Below are 25490 nucleotides of genomic sequence, written 5' to 3'. Positions count from 1 at the left end.
GATTCAACTCATGACAAAATTTAAGAATTATATTTACTTAATTTATAATCAACATTAAGGTTTTTGAGCCTTTAAAATCAATAAATCTAATCAATGTTTGGGTGTATTAGTCTTTCTTAATTCTGGTGACGTAATTATCTTTTCGGTATTGCGCTATATAAATTACCTTATATAAAAATAATTTTTATTGTTTTTTAAACAATGGCTTATGGTTAATTTATCATGTGTTGGCTTACTAATGACTTTTCAGGCTGAACGCTCGTTCTAGTCTGTAAAGTTGATGAGTATCACTAAATAGGTATTTAGCGTCAACAATTATGAGCAATCGTTCAAAATGTGGTGTAAGCTTTAAAATGAATTATGTTAATTACTTATGAATAAGTTTTTAGTGGATGCTAAGTGTAATTGAATAAGACGGAGAATGTATCGCGTAAACTGTACTACATGTTGTAAATAAAATATTAGAATATACCTTTAAATAATCGCTAAATATAAATGCGATGGATTTCTGCAACCTTTTTTTAGCAGTTTACATTGCGAGTTATATTAAATGGTGAACTTTAGGAACGATGATGAATAAAAAAATTAAACCAATGCTGTTAACCACAACAATATGCCTCATATTATCGGCATGTGGTTCAGACAATAATAATGACACTACTGTGATAGAACCGACAGTACCTACAACTCCAACAACCCCGACAACGAACCAAAGTCCCCAAGCCTATCCTGACATAGCGACCGTAACTCAAGGTGAAACCATCACCATTGATGCTCTTGCTAACGACACAGACCCTGAAAATGACACGCTCTCAATCACCTCTGCAGAAGGGCTCATTATTGACGGTAATATTATCAGTTACACTGCACCAATTGATGAAGTCGGTGACAAAGTATTTAACTACACCATTAGTGATAGCGCACTAGAGTCGTCGTCTACAATTACGATTACCATTTTAGACAAAGCGGATGAAAATGTGGCTATTAGCCGTGGTGAGTATGCTGGGGCAGAAACCTGTGCTACATGTCACCAACAAAAATATGATGATTGGGAAGAGTCACGTCACGCATCAATGCTCAGAAAACTCTATAGCGATGGCAACACCATAACCGCGCCTTGGGGAACAGAAGACGAACCATTTACGTTTACAGACAGTGGAAATCATAAATACACGTCTTACATGAAGGGTGATAAATACTGGGTAACCTTACATGACGCTATAGACAGTAGTAATGATCTCGACTTTCAAATTGATGTAGTTGGCTACAAAACAACGCAAATGTTTTTAAGTTGGGATGAAGCTAATCAAAACTACATCACCATGCCATTCATTTATTGGGATTGGGAAGACAGTAACCCCAAGCAACCATCACCAGAGAATCAATGGACGCCTCTAACGAGTGGGATATTCTTTTTTAACTCAGATGGAAGCTTATTTACAGGCGATAAACTTGAGTTAAGTAAGCGTGCCTTTGGGTATACCAACTTATGTATTGAGTGCCATACAACAGGTTATGAAGTCACCAGTTGGGAAATTAAAGACACGGCATTTGGTAATCGCGTTATCCCAATTGACAACACCAGTAAAACCGTTGAATTTGGTATCGCCTGTGAAAAATGTCATGGCCCTGGGGCTGAACATGCGCGCACTATGAGCCCTGATGACATTATTCAACCTACGAAAGATCTTACCGGTGAGCAAGCTGGCGATGAATGTAACGTATGTCATATTGCACCTATTTCATTAAACAGTCCTGCAGCTATCCAAAAAGGTTACGGTTATAAATTCAATGCTGACAATCCATTAGGACATGGTATGTTTCCAAACCCTGGTGACAATCTTGACGAATTCCAAGGTTCTTCATCAGACAATGTGAGTTATTGGCCAGGAACCACCATTCGCCGTCATATCAGAACACACGCATTAGAACTTGAAGAGTCTAAGCACGGTGAATATGGAATGTCTTGTGTAACTTGTCATGATCCGCATTCACAGAAACTCAAATTTAATGGTGATGAAGACTCAGATGCATTATGTATAAGTTGTCATGCAGAAAAAGACAGCGATGATCATAAACTGGCTTCTCATAATCAGGTAGATGTTAAGTGTGCTGATTGTCATATGCCTTGGATGAAACATGCTGGTGGTCGCGGACATCGTTATGATGGAACCTCACACTCTTGGGATTTATTAACACCAACAGATTCACTTAAAGGATTTGATGAACTCCGCCCATATACTGAAGTGGGTGCAGATCCTGATGCGCAATTAACCAAAGATTGGGAGAGTATTCAGGCGATTAAAGACTTATGCTACGACAACTTCAATTACCCAATCAACGTTGTAGGCTGTGTTAAGTTTGATATTATGCCCAATGCTTGTTCAAGCTGTCATACAGATGAATTCCCAACACCGGGTGTATTCACTGATGAAGAGCGTGCAAAATTAGTCGAAGGTGAAAAACGCTTAGAAGCCTTTAAGATTTTAAGTGATATCAATGATTAAGTAAAAATACTCACAAGTAAGTTAACCCAAAATGCCACTCAAGCAACTTGAGTGGCATTTCTATTTACAATATTCATCCGTCATCTACATACCATTAAGATTGCCTAAAAGTCCAAAGTTATACCAATCCGCATTAGAATGTGCTTTTTTAGCGAAAATTATCAGTGAGGTATTCGAGGCAGCCTTTTGAGGGCATAGTGCGCTATGTTAAGAAAGGCTAATAAAGAAGACCTCACTGATAAATTCGCCCTTTGGGGCTATGTCACAAACCCCATTACGATTTCAAATGACTTTGATGTAGATGGCTACACCTACAGTCACCATCTACATACCATTAAGATTACCTAACAGTCCGATATAGTTGTATCCCTTGGATTTATAAAAGGCTAATTCCACTTTTTTAAAGGAGTCGACATAGGCCGCCACCAAAGGCGTAAACGCAATAATCGCAAAAATGTGCTTAACCTCGCCATCGGGTACAAAGCCCACAGAATGTATTAGCCAATGTGTCAGATCAAACAGCCGCAAAAAGACAATCGCGCCCAAGCCTATGGCTAAAGAGATAAACAGCTGACACCATAAAACACGGTCAAAGCGCCAAAGTAACCGAGATATACTAGAAAAGAAAAAGACATAAGCATAAAGCCCACCAAGTAACATAACCGCTAATATATAGGGCCTGTCGATCTTTGCAGGTTAAATTTTGTTCGAGTTAAAAACGTGTTAATCGAGGCGAATGGATTGATGCCTAGTCATCTAAGCAAAATTCATTCAACAAAGAGTAAAACGTTTTTAGCCGAACCCTTCGGGCAGCGTTTGTTGGTCATTTTTACTGCGTTATCGACTTTTCATGTAGAATAACTACACCTCGAAGTCTCTGCCTTGTAAAAGTGGCCAACAATTCGCTGCAAAAACAACCTTGAAAGATCAACAGGCCCTAAGGACTCAGGCATTAAAAAATAACTAAACGCGGGGATGACATACCAAAACATGCGTTTTTTATAAACGATCACAAATTGTTCCGCGTTAACGATGATGTCGCTGGGTAATGAGCTGACTTGTTTTATGTTATTTTGCACTGTTATTTTATCCTTGTGATTTAATCGTTGCCGCCAGTGCAGATAAGCGTATTAAAGCATCGTCAAAATTTAATTCTTCAATGGTGTCGCAAAGGATTGTTAAATCGATAGTTAAATCGTTTGCAAGTGGACTATTAACAGCCAGCTTTGCTTGCAGTGCCTGGCAATAATCAACAGCATTAAGATTGCCTCGCAGTAAATGCTGATGAAGTACATCAAGCTCATCAGTGAGCTGTACAAGAGAAAGTGTCTCAGTAGATTGCTCTGTTTTTGCTAAGGGACTCTCCAGCGCTGAGGTGGCTAACAGCGCGTGGATATGGGCAAGTTCGGCATGGGCAATATCGGCAATATGTTGGCCTACATTGGCGTAACAGCGAGTGGCCTCTGTAGTGGTATCAAGCTCGGTTAATTTACGCTCCCAATCATGTAAAGCCAGATGAAGCGAAGCCAGGCCTGTTGTCCCTGCTGTGCCTTTAAGCGTATGTATTAACACTAATAACTCGCTCATATTGCGCTGTGCAGCCAGTTGCTTAATATCGAGCAGTTGTAGGCTGAGGTTTTTTTCAAAAATGGCAATCAAGCGGCGATAAAAAGCCTCATTACCGGCAAAAGGGCTAAGCAATTCGGCTAATGTTGTAGGCTTTACACCGCTAACCGACAGCTCAGTACCGACTTTGTGAGTGGTTGTCATTGTATCGAGACCCTTAGCTGCAGGAGGCTGTTCATCATTATCTTTACTATTTACCATGAGTTAATTGTTAAATCCGTGGAAGCTTTTGGCAATATCAATGTATTTATTCAATGGCTTAGTTTGCTTCATTAACAATTATAATACAATATTAGGGTCTATAAGAGCTAAGCCAACCGCACAGGAGCCCAAATGCAGTTAGATAAAATTTTACACGTAGAAGATGATGAATCTATTCGTGTGATCGTGAAAATGGCCCTAGTCGATTTATCTGGGTTAACGCTAGTGTCTTGTGATGGCGGGCAAGATGCCTTAACCAAAGTCGACACATTTACCCCAGAGTTAATTTTACTCGACGCCATGATGCCAGGCATGGATGGCTTACAAACATTAATTGAACTGCGAAAAAAACCACACTGCCAACATACCCCGATTGTATTTATGACCGCGCGCATTCAGCAAGCCGAAAAACAACAATATTTAGACGCAGGTGCTGTAGCGGTCATTGAAAAACCGTTTGATGCAATGAGCCTAGGCGATAGGCTTGAAACTATTTACCAAGCTTATCTTGCATCGCCAGACAGTGATGTCACGGAGTAACTCATGCAAACCCCAACATTTCCGTCAAATGAACCAAGTCGCCTTAACGCATTACAACAAACGGGTTTATTAGACACTCAGCCAGAGCAACGTTTTGATCGCTTAACCCATTTAGCCCAACTGTGTTTAGGCACTGACATTGTATTAGTGTCATTAGTCGATGGCGACAGACAATGGTTTAAATCTAAACAAGGGCTCGATGTCTGTGAGACAGGCCGAGATATTTCATTTTGCGGCCATACGATTTTGGGAGAGGGCATTTTTGAAGTGGCCGATGCCCAACTCGATAACCGTTTTGCCGACAATCCATTAGTGCTCAATGCACCCTTTATTCGCTTTTATGCAGGCGTGCCACTCGTCAGTAACGGTGAAAACATTGGCACCCTGTGTTTTATCGACAGCAAACCACGGCAATTTACCGACAAAGAACGCCAAATAGCCACCGAAATTGGCAAAACGATTGAACAAGAAATTCAAGACAGACTACAAGAACACGCCCACGAGCAACTTGCGGCAAGAGAGGAAATGTATCGTTCGGTACTCGAAGGTACTCGAATAGGCACCTGGCAGTGGAATATTCAAACGGGGGAAACCGTACTTAACGAACGCTGGGCTGAGATTATGGGCTACACGCTTGCAGAGTTAGAGCCCATTACGATCGACACCTGGTTAAGCATGCTGCATCCTGATGATCTAGCCGACTCAGATGCTAAATTAGAAGATCACCTAAAGGGTAAAACGCCATTTTTTAACGATAAATGCCGCATGAAACACAAGCAAGGACATTATGTTTGGGTGCATGACCAAGGCAAAGTCATCTCTTACACAGCCGACGGCCAACCCTTAATGATGTTTGGTACCCATGCCGACATCACCCAACAAAAATTGAGTGAAATAGCCTTACAACAAAGCCGCGATCAATTGTATAAATTAACTCAACAGCTACCTGGTGTGGTTTATCAATATCAATCCTGGCCAGACGGGCGAAGCGCATTCCCTTATGCCAGTACCGCCATTAAAGATATTTACGGCGTTACCCCCGAAGAAGTACGCACCGATGCCACAAATGCTTTTGAGAAAATTCATCCAGATGATTTAGGCCTGTTAGTAAGCAGCATTCAGCGCTCAATTGAAGACCTCAGCCTATGGGAGATTGAATATCGCGTATCAAGTGACAATAACGCGTTTAAATGGTTATCAGGCAGTGCCACCCCCGAGAGAATGGAAGATGGCAGTACCTTATGGCATGGCTACATTCAAGATATCACCGAAACTAAAAAACATTACCTTCAACTCGAAGAGCTTAACCAACAGCTCAATGTTGCACAGCAAAGCCTCGATTTGGCCAGCGAACAAGCGCAAATAGGGTATTGGCAGGCTTCTTTAAAGCTCGGTACCTTATGGTGGTCGCCAATCATTTATCAAATCTTTGGCCTAGATGAACAAGACATTGACCCCAGTATCAGCTTCTTTAAAAGCGCGCTTCACCCAGATGATATCGATATAGTCGAAAAAAGTGAGCAGCAAGCGCGCATTACCGGTATTCATAACGTCATACACAGAATTATTCGCCCTAACGGCGAAGTGCGCTGGGTACATGAGCTTGGCCAGCTGGTATCAGAAGACCAAAATCCCGATTTAGTCATGATAGGCTCAGTGCAAGACATCACCGACAGAATGAAATTACAAAAAGTGAAAGATGATTTTATTTCAACCGTGAGTCATGAGCTGCGTACACCACTCACCTCTATTAATGGTGCATTAAACTTATTGCAATCGGGCAAAATCATCACCTTGCCTGAAAAAGCTCAAAAGCTCATGGATATTGCCAGCAGTAATTGTATGCAACTGAGCAGACTCATTAATGACTTATTAGATATCGACAAACTGGCCGCAGGCAAAATGCAATTTGAAATGAAAAAACTCAATATTGTGCCACTACTGCAAAGAGCCATAGACGATCACCAACCCTACGCTCAACAACATAATATTACGCTCGCGCTGCAAATGGATGAGCAACTGCATCAAAGTGCACTGTATGTGGACGAACATCGCCTGCTGCAAATTTTGACTAACTTTTTATCAAATGCGGTAAAGTTTTCACCCAAAGAAGGTTGTGTCACCTTGTCGGCAACGGTTATAGACAACGACATTGAAATAGCCGTACAAGACCATGGCTCAGGCATTCCAGATGATTTTAAAAGCAGAATTTTTGAAAAGTTCTCACAAGCAGACGCCAGTAGCTCAAAAGCAAAAGGCGGCACAGGCTTAGGCCTTGCCTTGTGTAAAGAACTCACAGCAGCCATGCAGGGCAACATTGGGTACGAATCTGAGTTTGGCAGTGGCGCCAGGTTTTATGTTCGTCTGCCCATAGCAAAATAGTAAAATAACAAATCCAAGCACTGCTAGCAGAAACTAAAAATCCCAGTGGCATTTTCATGCCGCTGGTTTTTTTTATTCATCAAAACTTATTTTGTCGTTGCTGCCTTTGCCAGAGTGTTGAGCACATTGGCTATTTTGTTTAACACCGCATCACAGCCTTTAATATCGTGGCGTTGTTTAAGATACTGTGGATTGTTAAACGACAACCATACCTTGTTGTTCGCATCTTCTGTAATTAATACTTTTTGCGGTAAATCTATGGCGACCTGCTGATTACACTGCATCAATTGAGTACCAATCTTAGGATTACCAAAAATAATCACCTCAGTCGCAGGTAAACTTAACTCAACAGCTTCGGCATTTTTTTGATGATCAATCCGTGCAAAAACCGTAAAGCCCTTATCTTTAATAATTGACTCAAAACGGTCAGCAGTGGCTTTGGGTGAATACTGGCTTTGCAAGGTCACAAGACTGTCGACCATTGACGTAGGCGACGAATCCTTTACTACAGTTGCAGAAAGCTCAGATGTTGAAGCAAATGCTGTTGAGGCAAGTGACGTTGAACACAGCAACATAAACGCTAGCGGGATAGGGTTAATCATACAATGCTCCATTTGTGATGAGTATTACAACATAAAGCCAATAGCCATATAAACACAAGTATAAATGCTGGTGGCTCTCACACATCAAACAGCATCAAACTCATTGAACGTTTAATGGCCAAACTGTATTTATTTGCATATATATACAATTAAATGCATAACAGTTAAAAAAATACCGTGGTTAATACTTTTATTTTTGCATAAATATGAATAAATATGCTGGTGGCCAGCGTTGGGTTTACGGTAATTGATATATAACATCCATCCGCATTTAACATTTCGCTACGTTCAAAAGCACTAAAGTTGTAAACTAGCTAACCAGTTAAAAGAGTGTCAGTTCAGTTTGTTGATCAGAGGTATTGTTTGGCGTCACATCATTCATTATTAAACCACCAGCGTTATTTTGAGCGCATAGGTCCAGACTATCGTAATGGTGCCTCGGTGAGCTTTTTAGACATTAAAGACACTTTTGGTTTACGCCATATTCGTGTCGGTAAATGGGTCAATAAACAAGAATCTGCACTGGCTGCCAATTTGATTTTTGATTCAATGGCCGACCTTGCCAATATTTTACGTGTGCCTCCCGAATTAATTGGCCTACGCGGCAGCCTGAGGTTTGCCTTTGGCTCAGGCGGGCAAAAGGGCGTACAGGCCCATTACTCGCCAGCATATAAAGAATTAGCATTAGCGAAAAATGCCGGAGCAGGGGCATTAGCCCACGAGTTTTGGCACGCCTTTGATCATTACATTGCCGATAAAATGTTTATCGACGACAGCCTATTAAGCCCCGACGATTACATGAGCACAGCAAACCGCTTTGCCTGCGCCACAGACCACTGGCTGGCGGATAAAACCATCGTCAACCATCCGCTAAATCAGCAATTGTCTAAGTTATTTGAAGTCACCTTTTTAAGCGCCAACGGCCACGAACCCCACGACTATGTTCGCCGCTCAATTGCGTTAGACAAACTGCAAAATAGCCAATACTTTGCCAAACCCACCGAAATGATGGCCCGTGCCTTTGAAGCCAGTATCGAAATGTATTCAGAAACCCACGCCGACATCGCCAACCCATACCTGGTAAACAGCACCATCAATTCACCGCTGAGCAAACACGGCGCATACCCAGATGCCAAACACGGCGCCGAAATCTATCAAGCATTAATGGCCTATTTTGAACCGCTGGGAATTGCATTTGATAAGCAGACGAATGCTTAAGCGGCTGGTACTAAAGTAACAAGAGATAAGTAACAAGAGATAAGTGGACAATTAATCACAAGATTAAATGGTATTACTTATCACTGGTTAGCTGACTTTGTTATTCAACAAAATCAGCTTCATCTAACACTTGCTTTAAACGCGCAAACGTAACCATGCTTTCATTGGCAATCATGGGGTTATAGTCAAGGTTATGTGCATTGAGCTGGTATTGACCATTTGGCAATTTACTCACTTTTCGCAGTAAGTATTGGTTGTCTCCTGCGTCATCCTGTATCTCAATAGCCATGATTTTACCAGTAATCGAACCAGCATTCGTTGGAGTAACTCGTTCAAGTAATAATAAATCACCATCGTGAATGGGGTTCTTGCCGCCATTCATTGAGTTGCCACTGGCTTGGGCGATAAAGTGAATGGCTGGATCGAGCCTAATAAAACTCGAATTTAACTTGAGGGTTTCTCTACTTTCATCAGTACCCGTTTTAAAATGACCGCAAGCAATTTTTAAGTCAGGGTAAAAATGCATTAACGTGTGTTGCGGTTGCTCAACAGGTAATTGGTGTACCGCTGCTGGTGATTTTCGATTGATATATTCAGCTAGTCGATAGTCCACTAACTCCTTGATCATGCTTGAAACCGTTTCGATATCATTCTCAATTAGTTCAATATTTAGATAAAAACAATCTTTTTCTATTTTAAACCAAGCTTGATTATCTGTTTTATTTTTACTCAAAAATGCTTTGAAAGGATTTTTTAACCAATATTTTCGCCATTCTGATGAGTTTGAATCGACTTTTTGAATTTCTGTGTCTTTTATATCTAAATCCCACAATTTTGGATAACGTTTAAAAACTTGCCAACTCTTGATACAAAGTGCGTCGATACTCGGTGGTGTGCGTAAACCGTTTAGCTCAATAAACGCTTCAAGTAATATTGCTTTGAAGCATTTAGTCATTGAGGTTTTTTCAACACCGCGACTTAACAATGTCAAGTAAGGTGTGAGTGTTTTCAATTGACTATCTTGTGGATCTTGGCTGATAACTAGCTCAAACCAACTACCAAATTGCTTGGTCATTTTATTCCAAGCGTAGCCGCTATGATAAAACTCTGTAGCGGTAGGACGATGGCCTAACTCGTCTTTGAGTAATTGATATTGTTGATCTGCTTTGGTGTAATCCAGCTTCAATTGCTGCCAAAAATTGATTAATTCAGGGTCAATATTAATCAAACACTGGTGGTTTAATTTGGGATTGTTTAAACGTGCAATCGCCTGCTTATGATCAGAAGCTTGCAATAACGCCATTGGACGATTCAAAAAGCTGATGTGATTACCAATAAAGTCGATAACCGATACAAACTTTTTATTGGTTTCAGGCGAGGAACGCAAACCTCGACCTAATTGCTGTAAAAATAAGATTTTTGATTCAGTAGGGCGCAGGATCAAAATGGTATCAATTGAAGGTAAGTCGGTACCTTCATTGAATAAATCGACTGAAAAAATCACATCAATTTTGCCTGATTCTAACAAGCTCAAGGCTTCTGCGCGTCTTACGTCAGAGCCACTGTGTACCGAAACCGCATTAATACCTCGGTGTGAAAACCAGTTGGCCATATAATCTGCATGCGCTTTTGATACACAAAACGCTAAAGTGCGTTGTTGTTTGTGTTTTTGCCAATGGCCAAAAACATGCTTGGCACGTTTTTCGGTGGCAAATTGGTTTTCGAGAGCTTTGGGATCAAACTTGCCGTTTCGCCAAGGTAAGTCTTGATAATTAACCGTGTCATCATTAATGCCTTGATATTGAAATGGCACCAAGATACCAAGCTCAATACCATCAATAATGTTCTTTTCGTAAACTAAATTGTTATCACACAGGGAAAGAATATCCGCCTGATCTGTACGCTCAGGCGTGGCGGTTAAGCCTAATAAAAACTGCGGGGTAAAGTGGTTTAATAATGATTGGTAACTGCTGGCACCGGCATGATGAAATTCATCGACAATGACATAATCAAAATGATTTGGGTTCACCTGATTGAGGTGTGTTTGCTGACCTAATGTTTGAATCGATGCAAACACAATATCGGCATCAACAACTTTGGTTTTGGCATTAAAATGGCCGCTAATAAGTTTAGGTAACAATGTCTTAAACGTGCGCTCTGCCTGCAGTAATATTTCTTCTCGGTGTGCAACAAAGAGTACTTTACGGGCGTTAAATTGCTGTACATCGAATGCCGCTAACCATGTTTTTCCCATGCCAGTGGCTAAAACCACCAAACCTTTGGATTGCAATGCTAAGCGTGTGTTGGCAAGGGCTGATAAAGCTTCTTGCTGAGCAAAATTGGGTGCAGGTTCTTCTGGTTCAACTTCATTAACGATTGCAAGCGGCGGCTTAACCACTTTGCGTTTTTCGGCATAACGATTGATAAAATCATCAGTAAGATGCATCGATTGCTGATGATTAAAAATCTGCAAAAATTGCTGGCGAATATAGATAAATTCGCTGGGGTCTTGATTTTCAACTAAGTCATGACGCAAACACCACTCGAACGCATGGGTAAACGCGGCCTTGCTGATGTTGTTTGAGCCCACATACGCACAACCGGTATCATTTTTATCGCTGTGTTGTTGAACAAAAATGTAGGTTTTCATGTGAAAGCTTTGGCCGCTTTTACAGGTGAATATTTTAGTTTTAGCGCCGCGAGATTGCAAAATCATCAGGTGACGTAATGCTACGGGATCGGTAATACAAAGGTAGTCAGAGGTGACAATATCAATACTGGCTTGGCGATCTAAGGCATCTGATAACGCATCAAAGATTAAATCCAGCCCAGAACGTTGAATAAAAGAAACCGAGATTTCAATATTGCTTGCTCGGTTTATCGCTTGCAATAACTTAGGTAAAAACGGGTCATCAAAACCACCGCTAGTTAATACAGGTCCTTCTGCTAACTTCATGACGTTTCTCTACTTTGAGGTCTTAATAAGAATGGCATTTAGCCACTTTTCGTTTGCGCGATCTGGGCGTACATCTGTAGTCACCCAGGTATGTTTGCACGTCAAACCTGAACCTTGTATCCATTGCTCAAGCAAAGACTCATCGGCATCAGCAAAAAAACGGCCATTATGAGTTCGTTCTTGTACACCATATTTGAAAGAGCAATAAAATACGCCATTGGGTACCAGTGTGCTGGCTAACTTGGCAAAGGTTTTGGGTAGGGCGTTTGCTTCAACATGAAGTAAAGAAGCGCAAGCCCAAATACCGTCAAATTTATGGGAGAGGTCAATATCATCAAAGGTGCATACTGCTACCGTTTGGCCTATGTATTCTGAGGCCGTTTTAGCTAATTCTGCACTTGCATCAATCGCCATGACTCGGTAACCCATATCAATAAAGGCTTTGCTGTCTCGTCCAGAACCACAACCCGCATCTAAAACACGAGCATTAACCGGTAATTGACTGACAAATGTTTGATAAAGTTCACTGACATCAGCATTAACAGTTGAGTCAAAAAAGGCTTGGGAATGTTGATTGTAAAACTCGATGGTAGACATAACTCATCCTATATTTATTCTGATGTGAGTTTATCGATAAATTATAGCTGTCTCAAGTATTTAGTTTGTATTCAAACTAGGGACGAATCCAACCAAAATCAATAATCAACCTGTTCAATCACACTGATTGCGGTTGGCCCTCGGCCTTTTTTTGATGGCACTCGGTGGCCAGTGTCTGGGTTGGTTTTCATGGTTTGTAAAAACTGGTTTTGTTGTGGTCCAAAGCTGATATGCAGTGGTCGGTGTTTGCCGTAGTAATAGAGGCGATCAAACTTAAGATTTTGGCAAATCCACAGTGCTACCTGTTGCATGTCGACTGTTGTATTGTTTGGTGTACCATCGGGTTTATTGAGCACGGTGAAGTCGCATGCGGCGCCTAGGCGTGAGCAAATGATGGCTTGCTTGATATTGAGTTCGTGGGCGCAATGTTGGTCGAGCTTTGGGGCGATGTGCGGGTTAGGATTTTTAGCGATTAACCGTGCAAGCTCTGGTGAGCAAAATCCGTAGGTTAAGTTAATTGGCCCAAATTGGTCGACGATTGGGTCGAGTATTCTTGTCGCCAATGCACTGAGTGCGCGCCAGGTTTCAGGTTGTTTAGGTAAGTTTTCAATTTGATGCAATTGTGCCGTATTGCCGCAGTTTATTAGGTCTGCATAAGTAAAGTGGCGGCTGGCTTTGCCATTGATATTGTAGGTAAACAATCAAAGTCCGATATCAGTATTCTGGTTTGGTGTAACCATACCGTGTATTGATTATGCTGACCAGATTGACGACCACAAAAAGTGTCGTTAAATGATAAATATCGTTGATAGGGCTTATGTTTTTTAAGAATGTGTGTTGTGACAGATTCGGCTAACATCTTTACGTTTTAGATGGCTTAAGTTTACATCGTTTTTATGTGAATAAAATGTAATCTGCATAGCTGAGTATCCGACTTATTTTGATGATAAAAAAGGTCTTCATTACGAAGACCTTTTAAATGTTGCATTTATAAAGCCCTTATCGGGCGATGCAATATGACTATTTTGCTAGCTTAACAAAGTAGTCGAAGATTTCTGGTACGTTGCCGTTACCTAAACCAGCATCAAATGCGGCTTGTAAGTTAGCAGATGAACCTTCGGCAATCTTAGATTGAGTGCCTAAGTCTTCTACCATTTTTAAGAAGTAGCCTAAATCTTTATTGGCGTTAGCAATAGAGAAGCCTAAGTCGCTTACACCATCAACGGCGTAGTTTTTACAAAACTTCATAAACGGTGAGTTAGATGGACCCGCTGACATGATGTCGAACAATTGTGCGCGGTCAACACCGGCAAGCTCTGCGACAGCAAAGGCTTGTGACATAGCACACACTGTAGTCATACCCATAAAGTTATTGATTAACTTAGTGGTGTGGCCAGCGCCTAATGCGCCTAGGTGGAATACATTTTCGCCTTGCTCATCAAGCACAGGTTTTACCTTGTTAAAGGTGTCCATGTCGCCAGCGGCCATGATGTTTAATAAACCGTCTTTTGCGTGAGCTGGAGTACGGCCGAGTGGGGCGTCGATCATGCCTGCGCCTTTAGCAGCTAAATCAGCACCGATTTTACGAGTTGAAGATGGAATTGAAGTACCAAAATCAACAAGTACAGCGCCTTCTTTAATACCCGCTAGAATGCCGTCGTCGCCATATACAATTTTTTCAACCACTGCAGAGGTGGTAAGACATAACATAACAATGTCACTTGCTTCGGCAAGTTCTTTGGCTGAAGCAACCGTGTTTGCGCCACGAGCGACACAGGTTGCTACTGCGTCTTTGTTAAGGTCCATTACATTAAGTTGATAACCTCTTTTTTGTAAGTTCTCAACCATGTTGCCGCCCATAAGGCCAAGGCCGATAAATCCGATGACTGGCTTTGTCATTTGTAACTCCTACATATATTGGTTTTGCTTAACTGTGTGTTGTAAATTGCTGTGCCTTTAAGAGGCGTGCTATGCGCGTGTGTTGACATAGGGCGCAGGTATCGCAATTTGTTATTTTGAATTTTTTGAACCCGTATAATGGCAGGATTATCGACCTGCTTACCAAGCTGTCTTACAAAATGGTAATAGACCTTGCGTTGGTTGTCAAACAATTACTGCAGGTTGGACTGACAAACTTAATAGGGCAGTATATTTGTTTGTTTTACATACTTATTACTGAAATATTATGGGTATGGCAACAAGGTTAAGGCGTTATCATTTATGGGTTTTATAACTCATTAACGTTCAATTATTGGGTTAATTCTTGGTGTATTGTCTGTTTGTTTTCAGCTTAAAGTGTATTAACAAGAGTACGACGTAATAACACCAAAGGGCTTAATCAAAAGAGCCTATCAATTTGATAGGCTCTTTATGTCGTTGGCTATTAGAACTTAGCTCGAACGCCTAGTGTGTAACGTTGGTCAGCTTCGCTGTAAGCCCATACTGAACCAAGCTCTGTGGTGTATTCAATTGGCTCACCTGTTAGGTTTACTGCGTTGGCAACAACGGTAAAGTGTTCGTTGATGTCATAGCTAACAGAGAAATCGAACTGGCCACGTGCTTCACGGTAACTATTACCTACAGTTGGGTCGTAGTTATCAGCTGATGGGTCATTTTGGTTAAATACGTTGTAACCTAATGCACCTACAGTTTGTACACGCTTAGTGCTTTGGTCATCTAAGTAACGGTCACGCCAGTTGTATGCAAGACGTAGTTGTAAATCTTCGCCTTCCCAGTAAATCTGCGTGTTTGCTGTATGCTTTGAAATATTCAGCAATTCGTTGCCGTCTGGTTGCTCACTGTCTGCAAACGTATAGTTAGCATTAACACCTAACCCTGACCAGATACCTGGTAAGAAATCAAGCTGTTGCTGGTAACCTAGCTCTAAACCACGTACTTCACCGCTACCGCCGTTAACGTCAGTTTCAATGACAATACCTGTGCGGCCTGCTGCTTTTTCTGCATCAACATAGGCTAAGCCCTGGTCTTGAGTTGCATTGATGATGTCGCCTTGGCTTTCACCTGCGGTGTTAAGCAAACAGATGTTGTTCCACTGTGTGGTGTTTTGGCCAGAGATAGTGCTTGAGTCGGCTAAACAGCTACTGTCTGTTTGAGTGAAGGATTTAACATCTTTGTAGAATAGTGCTGCAGATAAGATACCGCCGTCACCAAAGTAGTGTTCTACTGATAAGTCATATTGCGTTACGCGGTAAGGATCTAATTGGTAAGAACCTTGAGTACCGGTGACTAACGAGTTATCGATAGACAGTGCAGGGCTTAATTCACCAAAGTCAGCACGACGCATTACTTTTGCCGCCGCAAAGCGTATTAAGGTTTCTTGTGACAAGCTATAGGTCACGTTTAAGCTTGGTAAAAAGTCTGAATAATCATTTTTACCGGTATCAAGTACTTTGTTTCCGTTGGCATCCACTGAATCTACAATGCTTGATTCCAGTTCAGTTTGAATATAACGACCACCCACAACCGCTGAGATGTCTTCAAAGTCTAAGTGGAATTGTGCGTAGATTGCGCTGGTTTTCTCATTAATCGTTTTATAAGCACCTGTGTCTTCGACCATGTTGTCGGCTAATGAGCCGTTCATCGCGTAAGAGGTACCTGCTAACATTTGTTGAACTAATGCATAAGTTGCTTCAGCATCTTGTAGTTGTTCAGCATCGTAAACATTGTAGGTCAGTAAGTCGTTTTGACCGGCAATGCCTGTTTGGTCAAAAGAGTTGTCCATGTTAATGGTTTTAAAGCTGTCAGCGATAATGGCGTTATCAATCCAAGTAGGGCTGTATAAACCGTCTTCGTTGGTGGCTCTTTTATAAGAATCTTTTAAGGTGTTACCGTTTGGCTTAAGGTCAAAGCGGTTTGCAGTGTAGTCTCGGTCGGTAAAGCGAACACCTGCTTTAAATGCTGTGACAAAATCAACACCAATATCATTCACTTTAAGGTCAAAACGTAACGCTTGTTCTTCGTTGTCTGTGTCTAGCGTTTTGTGGTAAAACTCACGGAAAACCAGGTTGTCTGGATTGGTTAGCATGCCAGTGTCAGCAAATACATATGATGGAATACCATCTCCACTGGTTGAGCTACCTGTACTGGTGTGAGTGACTAAGTCTAACGTTGGTTCAGTACGCTCAATAGGACGTAGGTTAAATTCTGAAGCTGTTTGGCGCTCTTCTGATTTTGAAATTGAATATTCACCAGAGACTTCAAAGTTGTCGTTAATAACCCATTCTGCACCAATCGCATGAGATGTTGATTCACTGGTGGTGAAGTCACTCCAAGTTTTAGGAATGGTTAACACGCCGGTTAAATCATAGTTATGCAGCTGACCATTACTGTCGTAATAAGAGTCGCTACGTGGCGATACTGAACCACCAACGTCAAGAATAGAGTAGGCTGCTTGGCCACCGTCTAATTCAGTTGCGTTCATATCAAGATAAACGTTCAGATCTTCGCTGGCCGGTGCCCATTGTAATGAAATACCGTAAGCAGTACGTTCACGCTCTTCGGTTTTTTGTTCAACAGTGCTTTCTGTACGGCGTAAGTATTTACCGTTAGGGCCGCCAGATACATCGACTGTGCCGTCACCATCAATATCAATGTCGTCTTCTAAAGTGACTTTGTTAAAGAATTCGTCACGACGTAGTTCGCGATCTTGGTATGACAAGTTAACCGATGCACCAAAGGTACCATTGTCGCCTAAGTCCCAGTTATCACCCATTGCTGCAGTGAAGTTAGGCGCAACGTTTTCTGTTTTGTCGGCATATTCGCCATCAAGCGTGATGGCAATAAGCGGTTCTGAAAGTTCAAGTGGACGTACAGTTTGCATATTAACTGTACCGCCAAGTGCACCTTCGATCATTTCTGGTGTAGGTGATTTAATGACTTCAACTGTTTTTAAGAAGCTTGAAGGGAAGTCATCAAGGCTAATACCGCCACGACCAGGGCCAGCAGTTGAGCGGCCATTAAGTAATATTAAGTTTTCAGACACACCACGAATGGTCACCGACTCACCGACACCAAAGTCTGATTCGATTGACACACCGGTAATACGTTGAAGTGCTTCTGCAATATTGTTATCTGGTAATTTACCAATATCTTCTGCAACGATAGCATCAACAATACGGGCATCAGTACGTTTTAGTAAGTTGGCTGCTTTTAAGCTACCGAAGATACCACGTACCGCAATAACTTCGATTTCGCTTGTATCTACTTCTTCTACTGTTTGTTCTTCATCTGCAGCAAATGCGCCAGGCATTGTTAACACTGCCGTTAACGTTGCACCAAAAATGGTAATGTTGGTCGCTTTAAATTTAGAGTTGCTAAACAATGCACTTATTTTATTAAGCTTCATAATTCCCCCCAAAGAATTTGGATTTGGTATGACAATCCGGTCTACCAATTGTTGTTGTTTTATTCAACAGCAACATTTATATAACACGATGTTGGTGAATGCAATCTATATTACCAAATTATTAACATTGTCATACCAAGGTCTATGTTGTGGTCATTTGTGCTATGAGGCGCTACCACAGGGGTTAGCAGGGCGGTTTAACCCTAATTGGGTAGTTATTTATCGGTAATCGAAAAACACAATCCCAGATTACATTAACGAATTACCTACATTTGTTAATTTTAATACCAATACCGTGGTAATGGTTTTGGTTAACCGCGTTTAAGTTATTGGTATTACCTTTGCAGGTTTTCACTGTCACAAAGCATTTGCGGCGGGCAATTAACACTGTGTAAATTGATGTTTGTTTTAATTACAGTGACTCAAGTTGGGTTGATAACATTTAAGGGGCGCTAAATGTGTATGATTTGCAGGCTATTTAGGTAATGTATATGCACTTTTATTTGTGTGGAATATTTTGGGGCTATTGAAATGAGGGCAAGCTAGAGCAGGCGTTGTGGTAATAGGGTCGCTGCAAGTGTGATAATCAGCTGCAAAAGCGACAAGCATCGGTTATTGGCTGTGACCAAATATGTAGTCTTGTTTTGTTTCTAGCCATAATGGATATTGCGCCATGACCTTAGTGAACATTTTGCTTTGTAAGTAGTGGTTAAGCCATTGGCGCAACTTTGGGTAGGGCGCTTGCAGATACCATTGACGTTCAACTCGAGCAAACTGACGGATAAACGGCATTAAGGCTAAATCGACCAAGCTAGGGTTGTTTGACATTAAATAGTGATGTTGAGTTAATCGTCGCTCGAGATCGCCAAGGTATTGCTCACAGGCTTGTCGGTGTTGAGTGAGGCTTGGCTCATGGTAACGCTTGGCACAGCGGTATTGTTCAAGCAATCCTTTAAACTCAGTGTCAAATTGAGTAATGATTGCGAGCATTTGCGGCAGTGCGGTAGCTGATTGGCTGTGCAGATAATCATTAGGATCGGTTTGCGAAAAAGCCCACTGCATAATTGCGAGACTTTCGTCAATAACATGGTCATGGCTTAAAGCTGCATTGGCCTTGATCACTAATACTGGCACGGTGGCTTTAGGCGATACGGCCAGTAATTCTGCAGGTTTGTTGCTTAATACTAGGTCACGTATATGCACTTGTTGACCCGATGCGTAAATTGCCAACCTTGCCCGCATTGCGTAAGGGCAGTTTCGTAATGAGTAGAGCACAGGTAATGTCATCTGAAGTGTTCTCTTATTGTTGGCATTCACTTTTCAATCGGCATACGAGTATTGAGTTTATTGGATCTAGCTAAAGCAATTTCTATCAGCACCTTTTGTAATCCACATCACTACATAAATGCTACACCAATACTTGACGAGTGTTGGCTATGTAATGATGGATTTGCTGTTCTGTTTTAGTGTCGATCATTTTGTCTGGTGCGCGATCTTCAGGGCATGGCATACGAGGTGTGGTGCCAAACAGTCGGCAAATAAGTGGCCGCTGTTCATAGACTTCGCAACCATTTGGGCCTAAATGAACACAATTCCATTCAGCTAATGCCGCGTCATGTTCTGCGTCGGTTTTAACCGGTAGCCTGGCCATTTCAGCAGATGAGGTGGTGACAGGCCCGCAGCAATCATGGCAACCGGGTTTGCATTCAAAAGAGGGAATACGCTCTCGGAGTAGATCGACTATTTCGATGTCATTATTCATATCGTTACTTCTATTGTATTAACTATAACGTTTTGCTCTTTACGCTGTGATGTTAAGTGATTGATTAAAATTGAAACTCACATTAACTCAAACGTATCACTGTTCCCATTGACTCAGCACATTCTTGTTATCGTTACGACTGTGTCAATGGGTCAGCTAAAAGCGGTTGGCTTTATAATCCTTGTTGGTATTGCGCATTGGTCGACACGGTCACCAATTGGTTTAGTTGAACTTTGGCTTCGTTTAGGCCTTTTAGTACGTTTTCAAAATGGTTAACCAATTGCACTTTGTCAATTTCAGCTTTTGAGCCTGAACCAATATCGGTTAAGTCGATAAAGAACTCGTCAAATAAGTGTGATAAGTCTTCTACGGCTTCGATATTTAAAAACTGCTCATGGTTATAAATGCTCGGGTAGCCACCTTTTTGCTTGTCGACTGCAAACGAGATGCCTTTTACGTTGGTAATGGTGGTGGCTTTTTCGCATTTAAGCATGCAACCATCTTCAATACTGGGTTTATTACAACCCACCGTTTGTTGGAAAAAGCATTGGCGGCTGGTCATCATCAAAATGGGATGATAAATGCTATACAGCAGTTTAAAGTTTTTTGGTCTGCTGATGTTTCTAATTTGATTACGATTAATCTCGTTAGAAATAAACGCACCTGCGCAATTTAACTGCTCTTGCAGTGTCATTAACGCGTATGAGTTGGTGGTGTTTAAAAACGGACCTGCTATCCAGTCTATGCCCATTTCATAGGCTTTAAATGCGACACCGGTATTATTACTGACAATACGTGCAGGTTTTACTGCTTCTAGCAGTCGTACTGCTTCTATATAGTCTTTACCAATCAATACCGCAGGAAACCACGGAATGAGTCTTGGATTACGCAAAAATATGTCGATGTATTTGTTGTCGTTTTTCTTAAAGCTTTCTGGCAGCTTAAAGTAAATGTCGGCATTGGTAACATCGCATAAGTTAACGTCTTTTTCATCGCTTATTAGCAATGATAAGCTTGGTGTTTCGGTCACTTTTGGGTGCTTAACTAACTTAGGTAATGTCACAGCGCCAATGTATTCTCGCTGTGTAAGTTGCAGTAATAATTGGTTTTTAAGTTGGGTAAGTTGACTAAACGGCAGGGTTAACTCGGTATCTAGGTTATCGAAATTAAACGGCTGTAACTGATAACCCGTGCTTTTTAAACTCTTAAAGCGTTTTTCAATTGCTGCCTCATCAATAAATGACTCCGTCGCTTGGGTGAGCGTTGAGCTTGATTCAAGCACAAAATGTTGCTCTGGCGTGGTGACCGTGATTGACAATGTTTGGCCCGCTTTACCCGCAAATGCCAGGGTTAAAGACGGTTTTTCGATGTTTAAATGATTAATTTTTTCGGCGACTAATTCAACAATGGCATCTTTAGCCGTTGATAATGTGTGTTGTGCTTCTTGGATTTGCACCACAGAAATAGCATTGTTGACGTCGTTGGCATGTTTAAAGCTGTTATCGCGCGGGTTGTCGATAAACATATCTTTGGTGAGATTACCTTTTAAAAATGAGTTGGTAAAATCGCGGTTAAACACTTTATATAGGTTTGAGTCGTCAGCCAATAATTTGCCAGTGTCGACAAACTGATCAATTTGCTTGCGCCAAGTGTCTACCACTGTGTGGACGTATTGCGCGCCTTTAATACGGCCTTCAATTTTTAACGAATCAACCCCAGCATCGACTAATTCGGGTAAATCAAAATAGGCTGAATTGTCTTTTAAATTTAGCGGAAACTTATTACCTGCTGCGGTGATTTCATATTCGTCACGACAGGCCTGGCTACAGCGCCCGCGGTTACCTGAGTTACCAACACTTACTGAGCTTGAATAACACTGGCCAGAGAAGGCAATACACAAGGCGCCGTGCACAAACACTTCTGTTAATACATCGTGATCGTGTGCCAGGCTCGTTAAGCTTTTAATTTCGCCTAGGTTTAACTCGCGCGATAAGTTGACTCGCGTTGCGCCAATTTTGGCCAAGAAACCAATTTGGCCTTCATTGTGAGTGGTTAGCTGAGTAGAGGCATGAATGGCTAACGATGGGAAATGCTTGCTGACCAGATTAAACAGCCCTAAATCTTGTACTATGATGCCGTCGATACCGGTATTAACCAGTTGATTAAGCAACTTAACTAACGTGGACACTTCGTTTTCCAGAATGACAATATTCATGGTTAAGAAGACTTCACATTGGTATTGATGGGCTAGGGCAATCACACCAATTAAGTCATCGAACGACAGGTTAGCCGCTCGGTTACGGGCGTTGAAGGTATCTAGGCCGCAATATACCGCGTTGGCGCCGGCTATGATTGCTGCTTTGATTGCATCGACGTCTCCACCGGGTGCCAGTAATTCGATTTTTCTCGTCATGATAAGTTCGCTTTGTTAGTCCGTTAATATGAGTGTAATAAGTCGATGTAACATCTTTATCTTGTTGCTAAACAGTCTATTTAAACGGCTTAGCTGAAACAGCCTAAAAGTAAAAGGCCTCTATTGCGGCTTAAGTTCGCCATCAATAAAGGCCTTTATTACATCGCTAACTGCGATGAACCGCAAGCTCATTAACCGTTGTTAATGTTATTACTTGCTTTCGGCTTCTGCCTGGCTTGCAAGATATTCATCATAAGTACCTTGGAAGTTAATCAGCTTTTTGTCTTTTAAATCAATGATTCGATTTGCGAGTGATGATACAAACTCGCGGTCGTGACTAACAAAAATCAAAGTGCCTTCAAATAATTTCAAGGCTTGATTTAATGCTTCAATCGCTTCCATGTCCATGTGGTTTGTGGGTTCGTCCATTACCAGTACGTTAATGTCCATCATCATTAACTTACCAAATAATAAACGGTTTTTCTCACCACCTGAACAATTACGCACTTTTTTGTTGGCGTCATCTTCGGTAAATAATAAACGGCCTAGCATGCCACGGACCATTAAATCATTGTGTTTGGGGGTGCGCCACAGTGACATCCAATCAAATAATGTCATGTCATTGTCGAAGTCGGCGCTGCTGTCTTGCGGGCAATAACCAATGGCGGCGTTTTCAGACCATTTAATGCGGCCGTGATTATGTTGAAGTTCGTTTACTAAACAACGTAATAGGGTGGTTTTACCCACGCCGTTTTCACCGATAATCGCCAGTTTAGAACCAGCTTCAAGGATGAGGTCGCCGTGTTCAAATAACACTTCATCAAAACCATGGCCTAATTCTTCTAACACGAGCGCTTGGCGGTGTAATTTTTTAGATTCGGTAAAGCGAATTGATGGGGTAATACGGCTAGATGATTTAACGTCATCAAGCTTAATTTTATCCATTTTTTTAGCGCGAGAACTGGCTTGCTTTGCTTTAGATGCGTTAGCACCAAAACGGTTAACGAAATCTTGTAGTTCGTCAATTTCAGCACTCTTTTTAGCATTACCGGCTAATAACTGCTCACGAATCAAGCTTGATTGCTCGAGGAAGTATTCGTAGTTACCTGGGTAAATACGTAATTCGCCGTAGTCGATGTCGGCCATATGAGTACACACAGAGTTCAAGAAGTGTCTGTCGTGCGAAATGATAATCATGGTGCACTTACGCTTGTTTAGCTCTTCTGCTAACCAACTAATGGTATGAATGTCCAAGTTGTTGGTGGGTTCGTCTAGTAACAAGATATCTGGGTTAGCAAACAATGCTTGTGCTAATAACACACGCAATTTCCAACCGGGGGCCACTTGTTGCATTAAGCCAAAGTGAAATGATTCTTCAATACCCGCTTCAAGTAAGATTTCACCTGCACGGCTTTCTGCTGTATAGCCATCCATTTCAGCAAATTCGCTTTCAAGATCGCCCACACGCATGCCGTCTTCATCGGTCATTTCTGCTTTAGCATAAATGAAATCACGCTCTTGTTTGACTTTCCATAATGCAACGTCACCCATGATCACAGCATCAACCACGCTGTATTTTTCAAAGGCGAACTGGTCTTGGCTTAATGTACCGACTTTTAAACCTGGCGTGATGGATACGTTGCCAGAGGTTGGGGCTAACTCGCCACTGAGAATTTTCATGAATGTGGATTTACCACAACCATTTGCGCCAATTAAGCCGTAACGATTGCCATGGCCAAATTGCGCCGAAATGTTTTCAAACAACGGCTCAGGGCCAAACTGCATAGTAATATTAGCGGTAGAAATCAAAACAAGTTTCCATAGAGTGGTACAGCATCGTTATCGACAAACAGTAGCGTTGTGAAAATAAGACTGATAGGGCTTAAGACATAAGGTCGCGGATTATACAGGGAAGTTCTCGATTGTCGATTTATTATCTATGTTAGTTAGGTTTTAGGAGATGAACCAACAACCACATCATGTGTGGCTGTTGGTTAAGGATGAATTAGCTAAAAATGCGTTTTACTTTGCAAAATATAAACCCATTGAAATAACAGTAGCGATAAAGCCTGCCAATGTTGTCACTAACGCCATGAATCCACCTTTGTTATTGTCAGTTTATGAATAAATTATTGCTAAGCATTTACAAGCTTTACACTCGTGATAACCCTGTGGATTTCACAAACAGAGTCGACCTAAAACGAAACAGCTGTTTGTTTGAATTAATAAAAAACAATTTTTTTGAGAATTGACTCACAATAATGACTCAAACAAGTGTGGTAGTGATTTATTTTCAAGTTAACCAACTGATTTACGTTTATAATCTATATATATTACTGCTTACTAATTTTTGCTTTGTAATTGAGTTTTTATTTGAATAATAAGCGTCGTCAAAAGTGAGTCTTTGTTTACTTGATCCTTTTTATTTTTACTTTTTGTATGGTCAACTTTTTACAGTTTTAGATTCAATGGAGTACGGCTAACTATGGTTTTGAGAGTCAAAACTTATGCATTTACATGGTTTGTCTTTGGGATGTTGGTGCTGTTGTTGCCGCAACCTTTGATAGCAGAAAATCGCGACGAAAACACTCATGCTCTTTCAGTGTTAACTGCACAAGAGCAACAATGGTTGTCTCAACATCCGGTGGTTAAAATTGGGGTCGACGGTTATTTCCCGCCTTATAGTTATTTTAATGAAGACGGTCAACTTGTTGGCCTAGCGATTGATATATTATCTTTGATTAGTGATAAAACAGGCATTGAGTTTGTCATTAATGACGAGCATAAATGGCCAGACATTGTTAATAATCTACAGCAAAATAATATCGATGCCATTTTAACAATGGTAAAAACCCCTGAGCGAGAACAAGCCTATTTATTCAGGGTGAGATCGTGAACGTTTTTTGAGCTGCTGATATTGACACACAATCTGTTTGACGCCTTGGCTTAGCTGTGATCTTATACTCTCTTTTAGGAGAGTAAAATATGTACCTTGAAGCCTTCACAACCTTTTTCAGTGAGCTTACCGACACTCGTCAATCGGCTAAAATCACTTACCCTCTCGAAGATATTTTATTTGTTACCTTGTGTGGCGTTATAGCAGGCGCCGAGGGCTGGAGCGAGATCCGTGACTACGCAGATGGTCATCTTGATTGGTTTCAACAGCATGGATATTTAAGTGATGGTGTCCCTGTCGATGACACCATCGCGAGGACCATCTCACGCATTGACCCCGAGCAATTTAGGCTGTGTTTCATAAAGTGGATGCAAGCCGTGCATGAAATAACGCAAGGTCAACTTATCGCGATAGACGGCAAGACA

19 protein-coding genes are annotated in these 25490 nt (G+C 41.4%); 7 read left to right on the top strand and 12 right to left on the bottom strand.

The features are described from left to right. The first annotated feature begins 572 nt into the window (after window positions 1-572). Window positions 573-2507 carry an Ig-like domain-containing protein gene (locus IEY42_RS05035; protein WP_188921404.1) on the top strand — a complete coding sequence of 645 codons (1935 nt, stop codon included), beginning with the start codon at window positions 573-575 and terminating at the stop codon, window positions 2505-2507. Between the two features lie 324 nt (window positions 2508-2831). On the opposite strand, the gene IEY42_RS05030 is transcribed toward IEY42_RS05035, so the two are convergent. Together IEY42_RS05030 and IEY42_RS05025 are read right to left on the bottom strand one after the other, a co-directional pair. Further along, on the bottom strand, window positions 2832-3167 hold the full coding sequence (locus tag IEY42_RS05030; RefSeq protein ID WP_188924241.1) for a hypothetical protein: 336 nt from the start codon (window positions 3165-3167) through the stop codon (window positions 2832-2834). A gap of 426 nt (window positions 3168-3593) precedes the next feature. Further along, window positions 3594-4277 (bottom strand): Hpt domain-containing protein, encoded by a 684-nt coding sequence (locus IEY42_RS05025; protein WP_188924240.1) that lies wholly within the window; start codon window positions 4275-4277, stop codon window positions 3594-3596. A 189-nt stretch (window positions 4278-4466) separates the two neighbouring features. On the opposite strand from IEY42_RS05025, the gene IEY42_RS05020 reads away from it, so the two are divergent. Next, entirely contained in the window at window positions 4467-4874 is a 408-nt protein-coding gene (locus IEY42_RS05020) for a response regulator (protein ID WP_188924239.1), read from the top strand. Between the two features lie 3 nt (window positions 4875-4877). Beyond that, window positions 4878-7256 (top strand): PAS domain-containing protein, encoded by a 2379-nt coding sequence (locus IEY42_RS05015; protein WP_188924238.1) that lies wholly within the window; start codon window positions 4878-4880, stop codon window positions 7254-7256. An 86-nt stretch (window positions 7257-7342) separates the two neighbouring features. On the opposite strand, the gene IEY42_RS05010 is transcribed toward IEY42_RS05015, so the two are convergent. After that, window positions 7343-7858, bottom strand: coding sequence for a DUF302 domain-containing protein (locus IEY42_RS05010; protein ID WP_188924237.1), 516 nt, complete (start codon window positions 7856-7858; stop codon window positions 7343-7345). 363 nt (window positions 7859-8221) lie between these two features. Here IEY42_RS05010 and IEY42_RS05005 point away from each other — a divergent pair, with 363 nt between their 5' ends. After that, window positions 8222-9076, top strand: a complete 855-nt coding sequence (locus IEY42_RS05005) for a CLCA_X family protein (protein ID WP_188924236.1) — start codon at window positions 8222-8224, stop codon at window positions 9074-9076. A gap of 100 nt (window positions 9077-9176) precedes the next feature. On the opposite strand, the gene IEY42_RS05000 is transcribed toward IEY42_RS05005, so the two are convergent. The 9 genes from IEY42_RS05000 to IEY42_RS04960 all read right to left on the bottom strand — a co-directional run bounded on the left by IEY42_RS05000 (window position 9177) and on the right by IEY42_RS04960 (window position 23978). Then, a complete protein-coding gene (locus IEY42_RS05000; protein ID WP_188924235.1) occupies window positions 9177-12032 on the bottom strand; it encodes a DEAD/DEAH box helicase family protein in 2856 nt (951 codons plus the stop codon). A 9-nt stretch (window positions 12033-12041) separates the two neighbouring features. Further along, entirely contained in the window at window positions 12042-12629 is a 588-nt protein-coding gene (locus IEY42_RS04995) for a class I SAM-dependent DNA methyltransferase (RefSeq protein ID WP_188924234.1), read from the bottom strand. 98 nt (window positions 12630-12727) lie between these two features. Then, entirely contained in the window at window positions 12728-13330 is a 603-nt protein-coding gene (locus tag IEY42_RS04990; RefSeq protein ID WP_188924233.1) for a hypothetical protein, read from the bottom strand. A gap of 319 nt (window positions 13331-13649) precedes the next feature. Beyond that, window positions 13650-14528 carry an NAD(P)-dependent oxidoreductase gene (locus tag IEY42_RS04985; protein ID WP_188924232.1) on the bottom strand — a complete coding sequence of 293 codons (879 nt, stop codon included), beginning with the start codon at window positions 14526-14528 and terminating at the stop codon, window positions 13650-13652. A 484-nt stretch (window positions 14529-15012) separates the two neighbouring features. Further along, entirely contained in the window at window positions 15013-17994 is a 2982-nt protein-coding gene (locus IEY42_RS04980; protein ID WP_188924231.1) for a TonB-dependent receptor, read from the bottom strand. A 612-nt stretch (window positions 17995-18606) separates the two neighbouring features. Then, window positions 18607-19281, bottom strand: a complete 675-nt coding sequence (locus tag IEY42_RS04975) for a glutathione S-transferase (RefSeq protein WP_188924230.1) — start codon at window positions 19279-19281, stop codon at window positions 18607-18609. 121 nt (window positions 19282-19402) lie between these two features. Next, window positions 19403-19756, bottom strand: coding sequence for a YkgJ family cysteine cluster protein (locus IEY42_RS04970; protein ID WP_188924229.1), 354 nt, complete (start codon window positions 19754-19756; stop codon window positions 19403-19405). A gap of 172 nt (window positions 19757-19928) precedes the next feature. Then, on the bottom strand, window positions 19929-22169 hold the full coding sequence (locus IEY42_RS04965) for a peptidase U32 family protein (RefSeq protein ID WP_188924228.1): 2241 nt from the start codon (window positions 22167-22169) through the stop codon (window positions 19929-19931). A 210-nt stretch (window positions 22170-22379) separates the two neighbouring features. Further along, a complete protein-coding gene (locus IEY42_RS04960; RefSeq protein ID WP_188924227.1) occupies window positions 22380-23978 on the bottom strand; it encodes an ABC-F family ATPase in 1599 nt (532 codons plus the stop codon). Window positions 23979-24129: 151 nt separating this feature from the next. Between IEY42_RS04960 and IEY42_RS04955 the strand changes: the two genes are divergently transcribed. The 3 genes from IEY42_RS04955 to IEY42_RS04945 all read left to right on the top strand — a co-directional run. After that, window positions 24130-24297, top strand: a complete 168-nt coding sequence (locus IEY42_RS04955) for a hypothetical protein (RefSeq protein ID WP_188924226.1) — start codon at window positions 24130-24132, stop codon at window positions 24295-24297. Window positions 24298-24654: 357 nt separating this feature from the next. Further along, a complete protein-coding gene (locus IEY42_RS04950; RefSeq protein WP_229779924.1) occupies window positions 24655-25065 on the top strand; it encodes a transporter substrate-binding domain-containing protein in 411 nt (136 codons plus the stop codon). 89 nt (window positions 25066-25154) lie between these two features. Further along, window positions 25155-25490, top strand: a 336-nt coding sequence (locus IEY42_RS04945) for an ISAs1 family transposase (RefSeq protein WP_188924225.1), incomplete at its 3' end; no start/stop codon positions are given.

The organism is Shewanella algicola (assembly GCF_014648035.1).
Lineage (GTDB): Bacteria > Pseudomonadota > Gammaproteobacteria > Enterobacterales > Shewanellaceae > Shewanella > Shewanella algicola.
The sequence above is the reverse complement of the archived record's forward strand: the minus strand, read 5'-3'. Positions and strand labels throughout refer to the sequence as shown.

What these genes read in the sequence shown, in the direction of transcription:
- IEY42_RS05035 (WP_188921404.1), top strand. Translation starts at nt 573, where the DNA reads ATGAATAAAAAAATTAAACCAATGCTGTTAACCACAACAATATGCCTC.
- IEY42_RS05030 (WP_188924241.1), bottom strand. Translation starts at nt 3,167, where the DNA reads ATGTTACTTGGTGGGCTTTATGCTTATGTCTTTTTCTTTTCTAGTATA.
- IEY42_RS05025 (WP_188924240.1), bottom strand. Translation starts at nt 4,277, where the DNA reads ATGACAACCACTCACAAAGTCGGTACTGAGCTGTCGGTTAGCGGTGTA.
- IEY42_RS05020 (WP_188924239.1), top strand. Translation starts at nt 4,467, where the DNA reads ATGCAGTTAGATAAAATTTTACACGTAGAAGATGATGAATCTATTCGT.
- IEY42_RS05015 (WP_188924238.1), top strand. Translation starts at nt 4,878, where the DNA reads ATGCAAACCCCAACATTTCCGTCAAATGAACCAAGTCGCCTTAACGCA.
- IEY42_RS05010 (WP_188924237.1), bottom strand. Translation starts at nt 7,858, where the DNA reads ATGATTAACCCTATCCCGCTAGCGTTTATGTTGCTGTGTTCAACGTCA.
- IEY42_RS05000 (WP_188924235.1), bottom strand. Translation starts at nt 12,032, where the DNA reads ATGAAGTTAGCAGAAGGACCTGTATTAACTAGCGGTGGTTTTGATGAC.
- IEY42_RS04995 (WP_188924234.1), bottom strand. Translation starts at nt 12,629, where the DNA reads ATGTCTACCATCGAGTTTTACAATCAACATTCCCAAGCCTTTTTTGAC.
- IEY42_RS04985 (WP_188924232.1), bottom strand. Translation starts at nt 14,528, where the DNA reads ATGACAAAGCCAGTCATCGGATTTATCGGCCTTGGCCTTATGGGCGGC.
- IEY42_RS04980 (WP_188924231.1), bottom strand. Translation starts at nt 17,994, where the DNA reads ATGAAGCTTAATAAAATAAGTGCATTGTTTAGCAACTCTAAATTTAAA.
- IEY42_RS04975 (WP_188924230.1), bottom strand. Translation starts at nt 19,281, where the DNA reads ATGACATTACCTGTGCTCTACTCATTACGAAACTGCCCTTACGCAATG.
- IEY42_RS04970 (WP_188924229.1), bottom strand. Translation starts at nt 19,756, where the DNA reads ATGAATAATGACATCGAAATAGTCGATCTACTCCGAGAGCGTATTCCC.
- IEY42_RS04965 (WP_188924228.1), bottom strand. Translation starts at nt 22,169, where the DNA reads ATGACGAGAAAAATCGAATTACTGGCACCCGGTGGAGACGTCGATGCA.
- IEY42_RS04955 (WP_188924226.1), top strand. Translation starts at nt 24,130, where the DNA reads ATGAACCAACAACCACATCATGTGTGGCTGTTGGTTAAGGATGAATTA.
- IEY42_RS04950 (WP_229779924.1), top strand. Translation starts at nt 24,655, where the DNA reads ATGGTTTTGAGAGTCAAAACTTATGCATTTACATGGTTTGTCTTTGGG.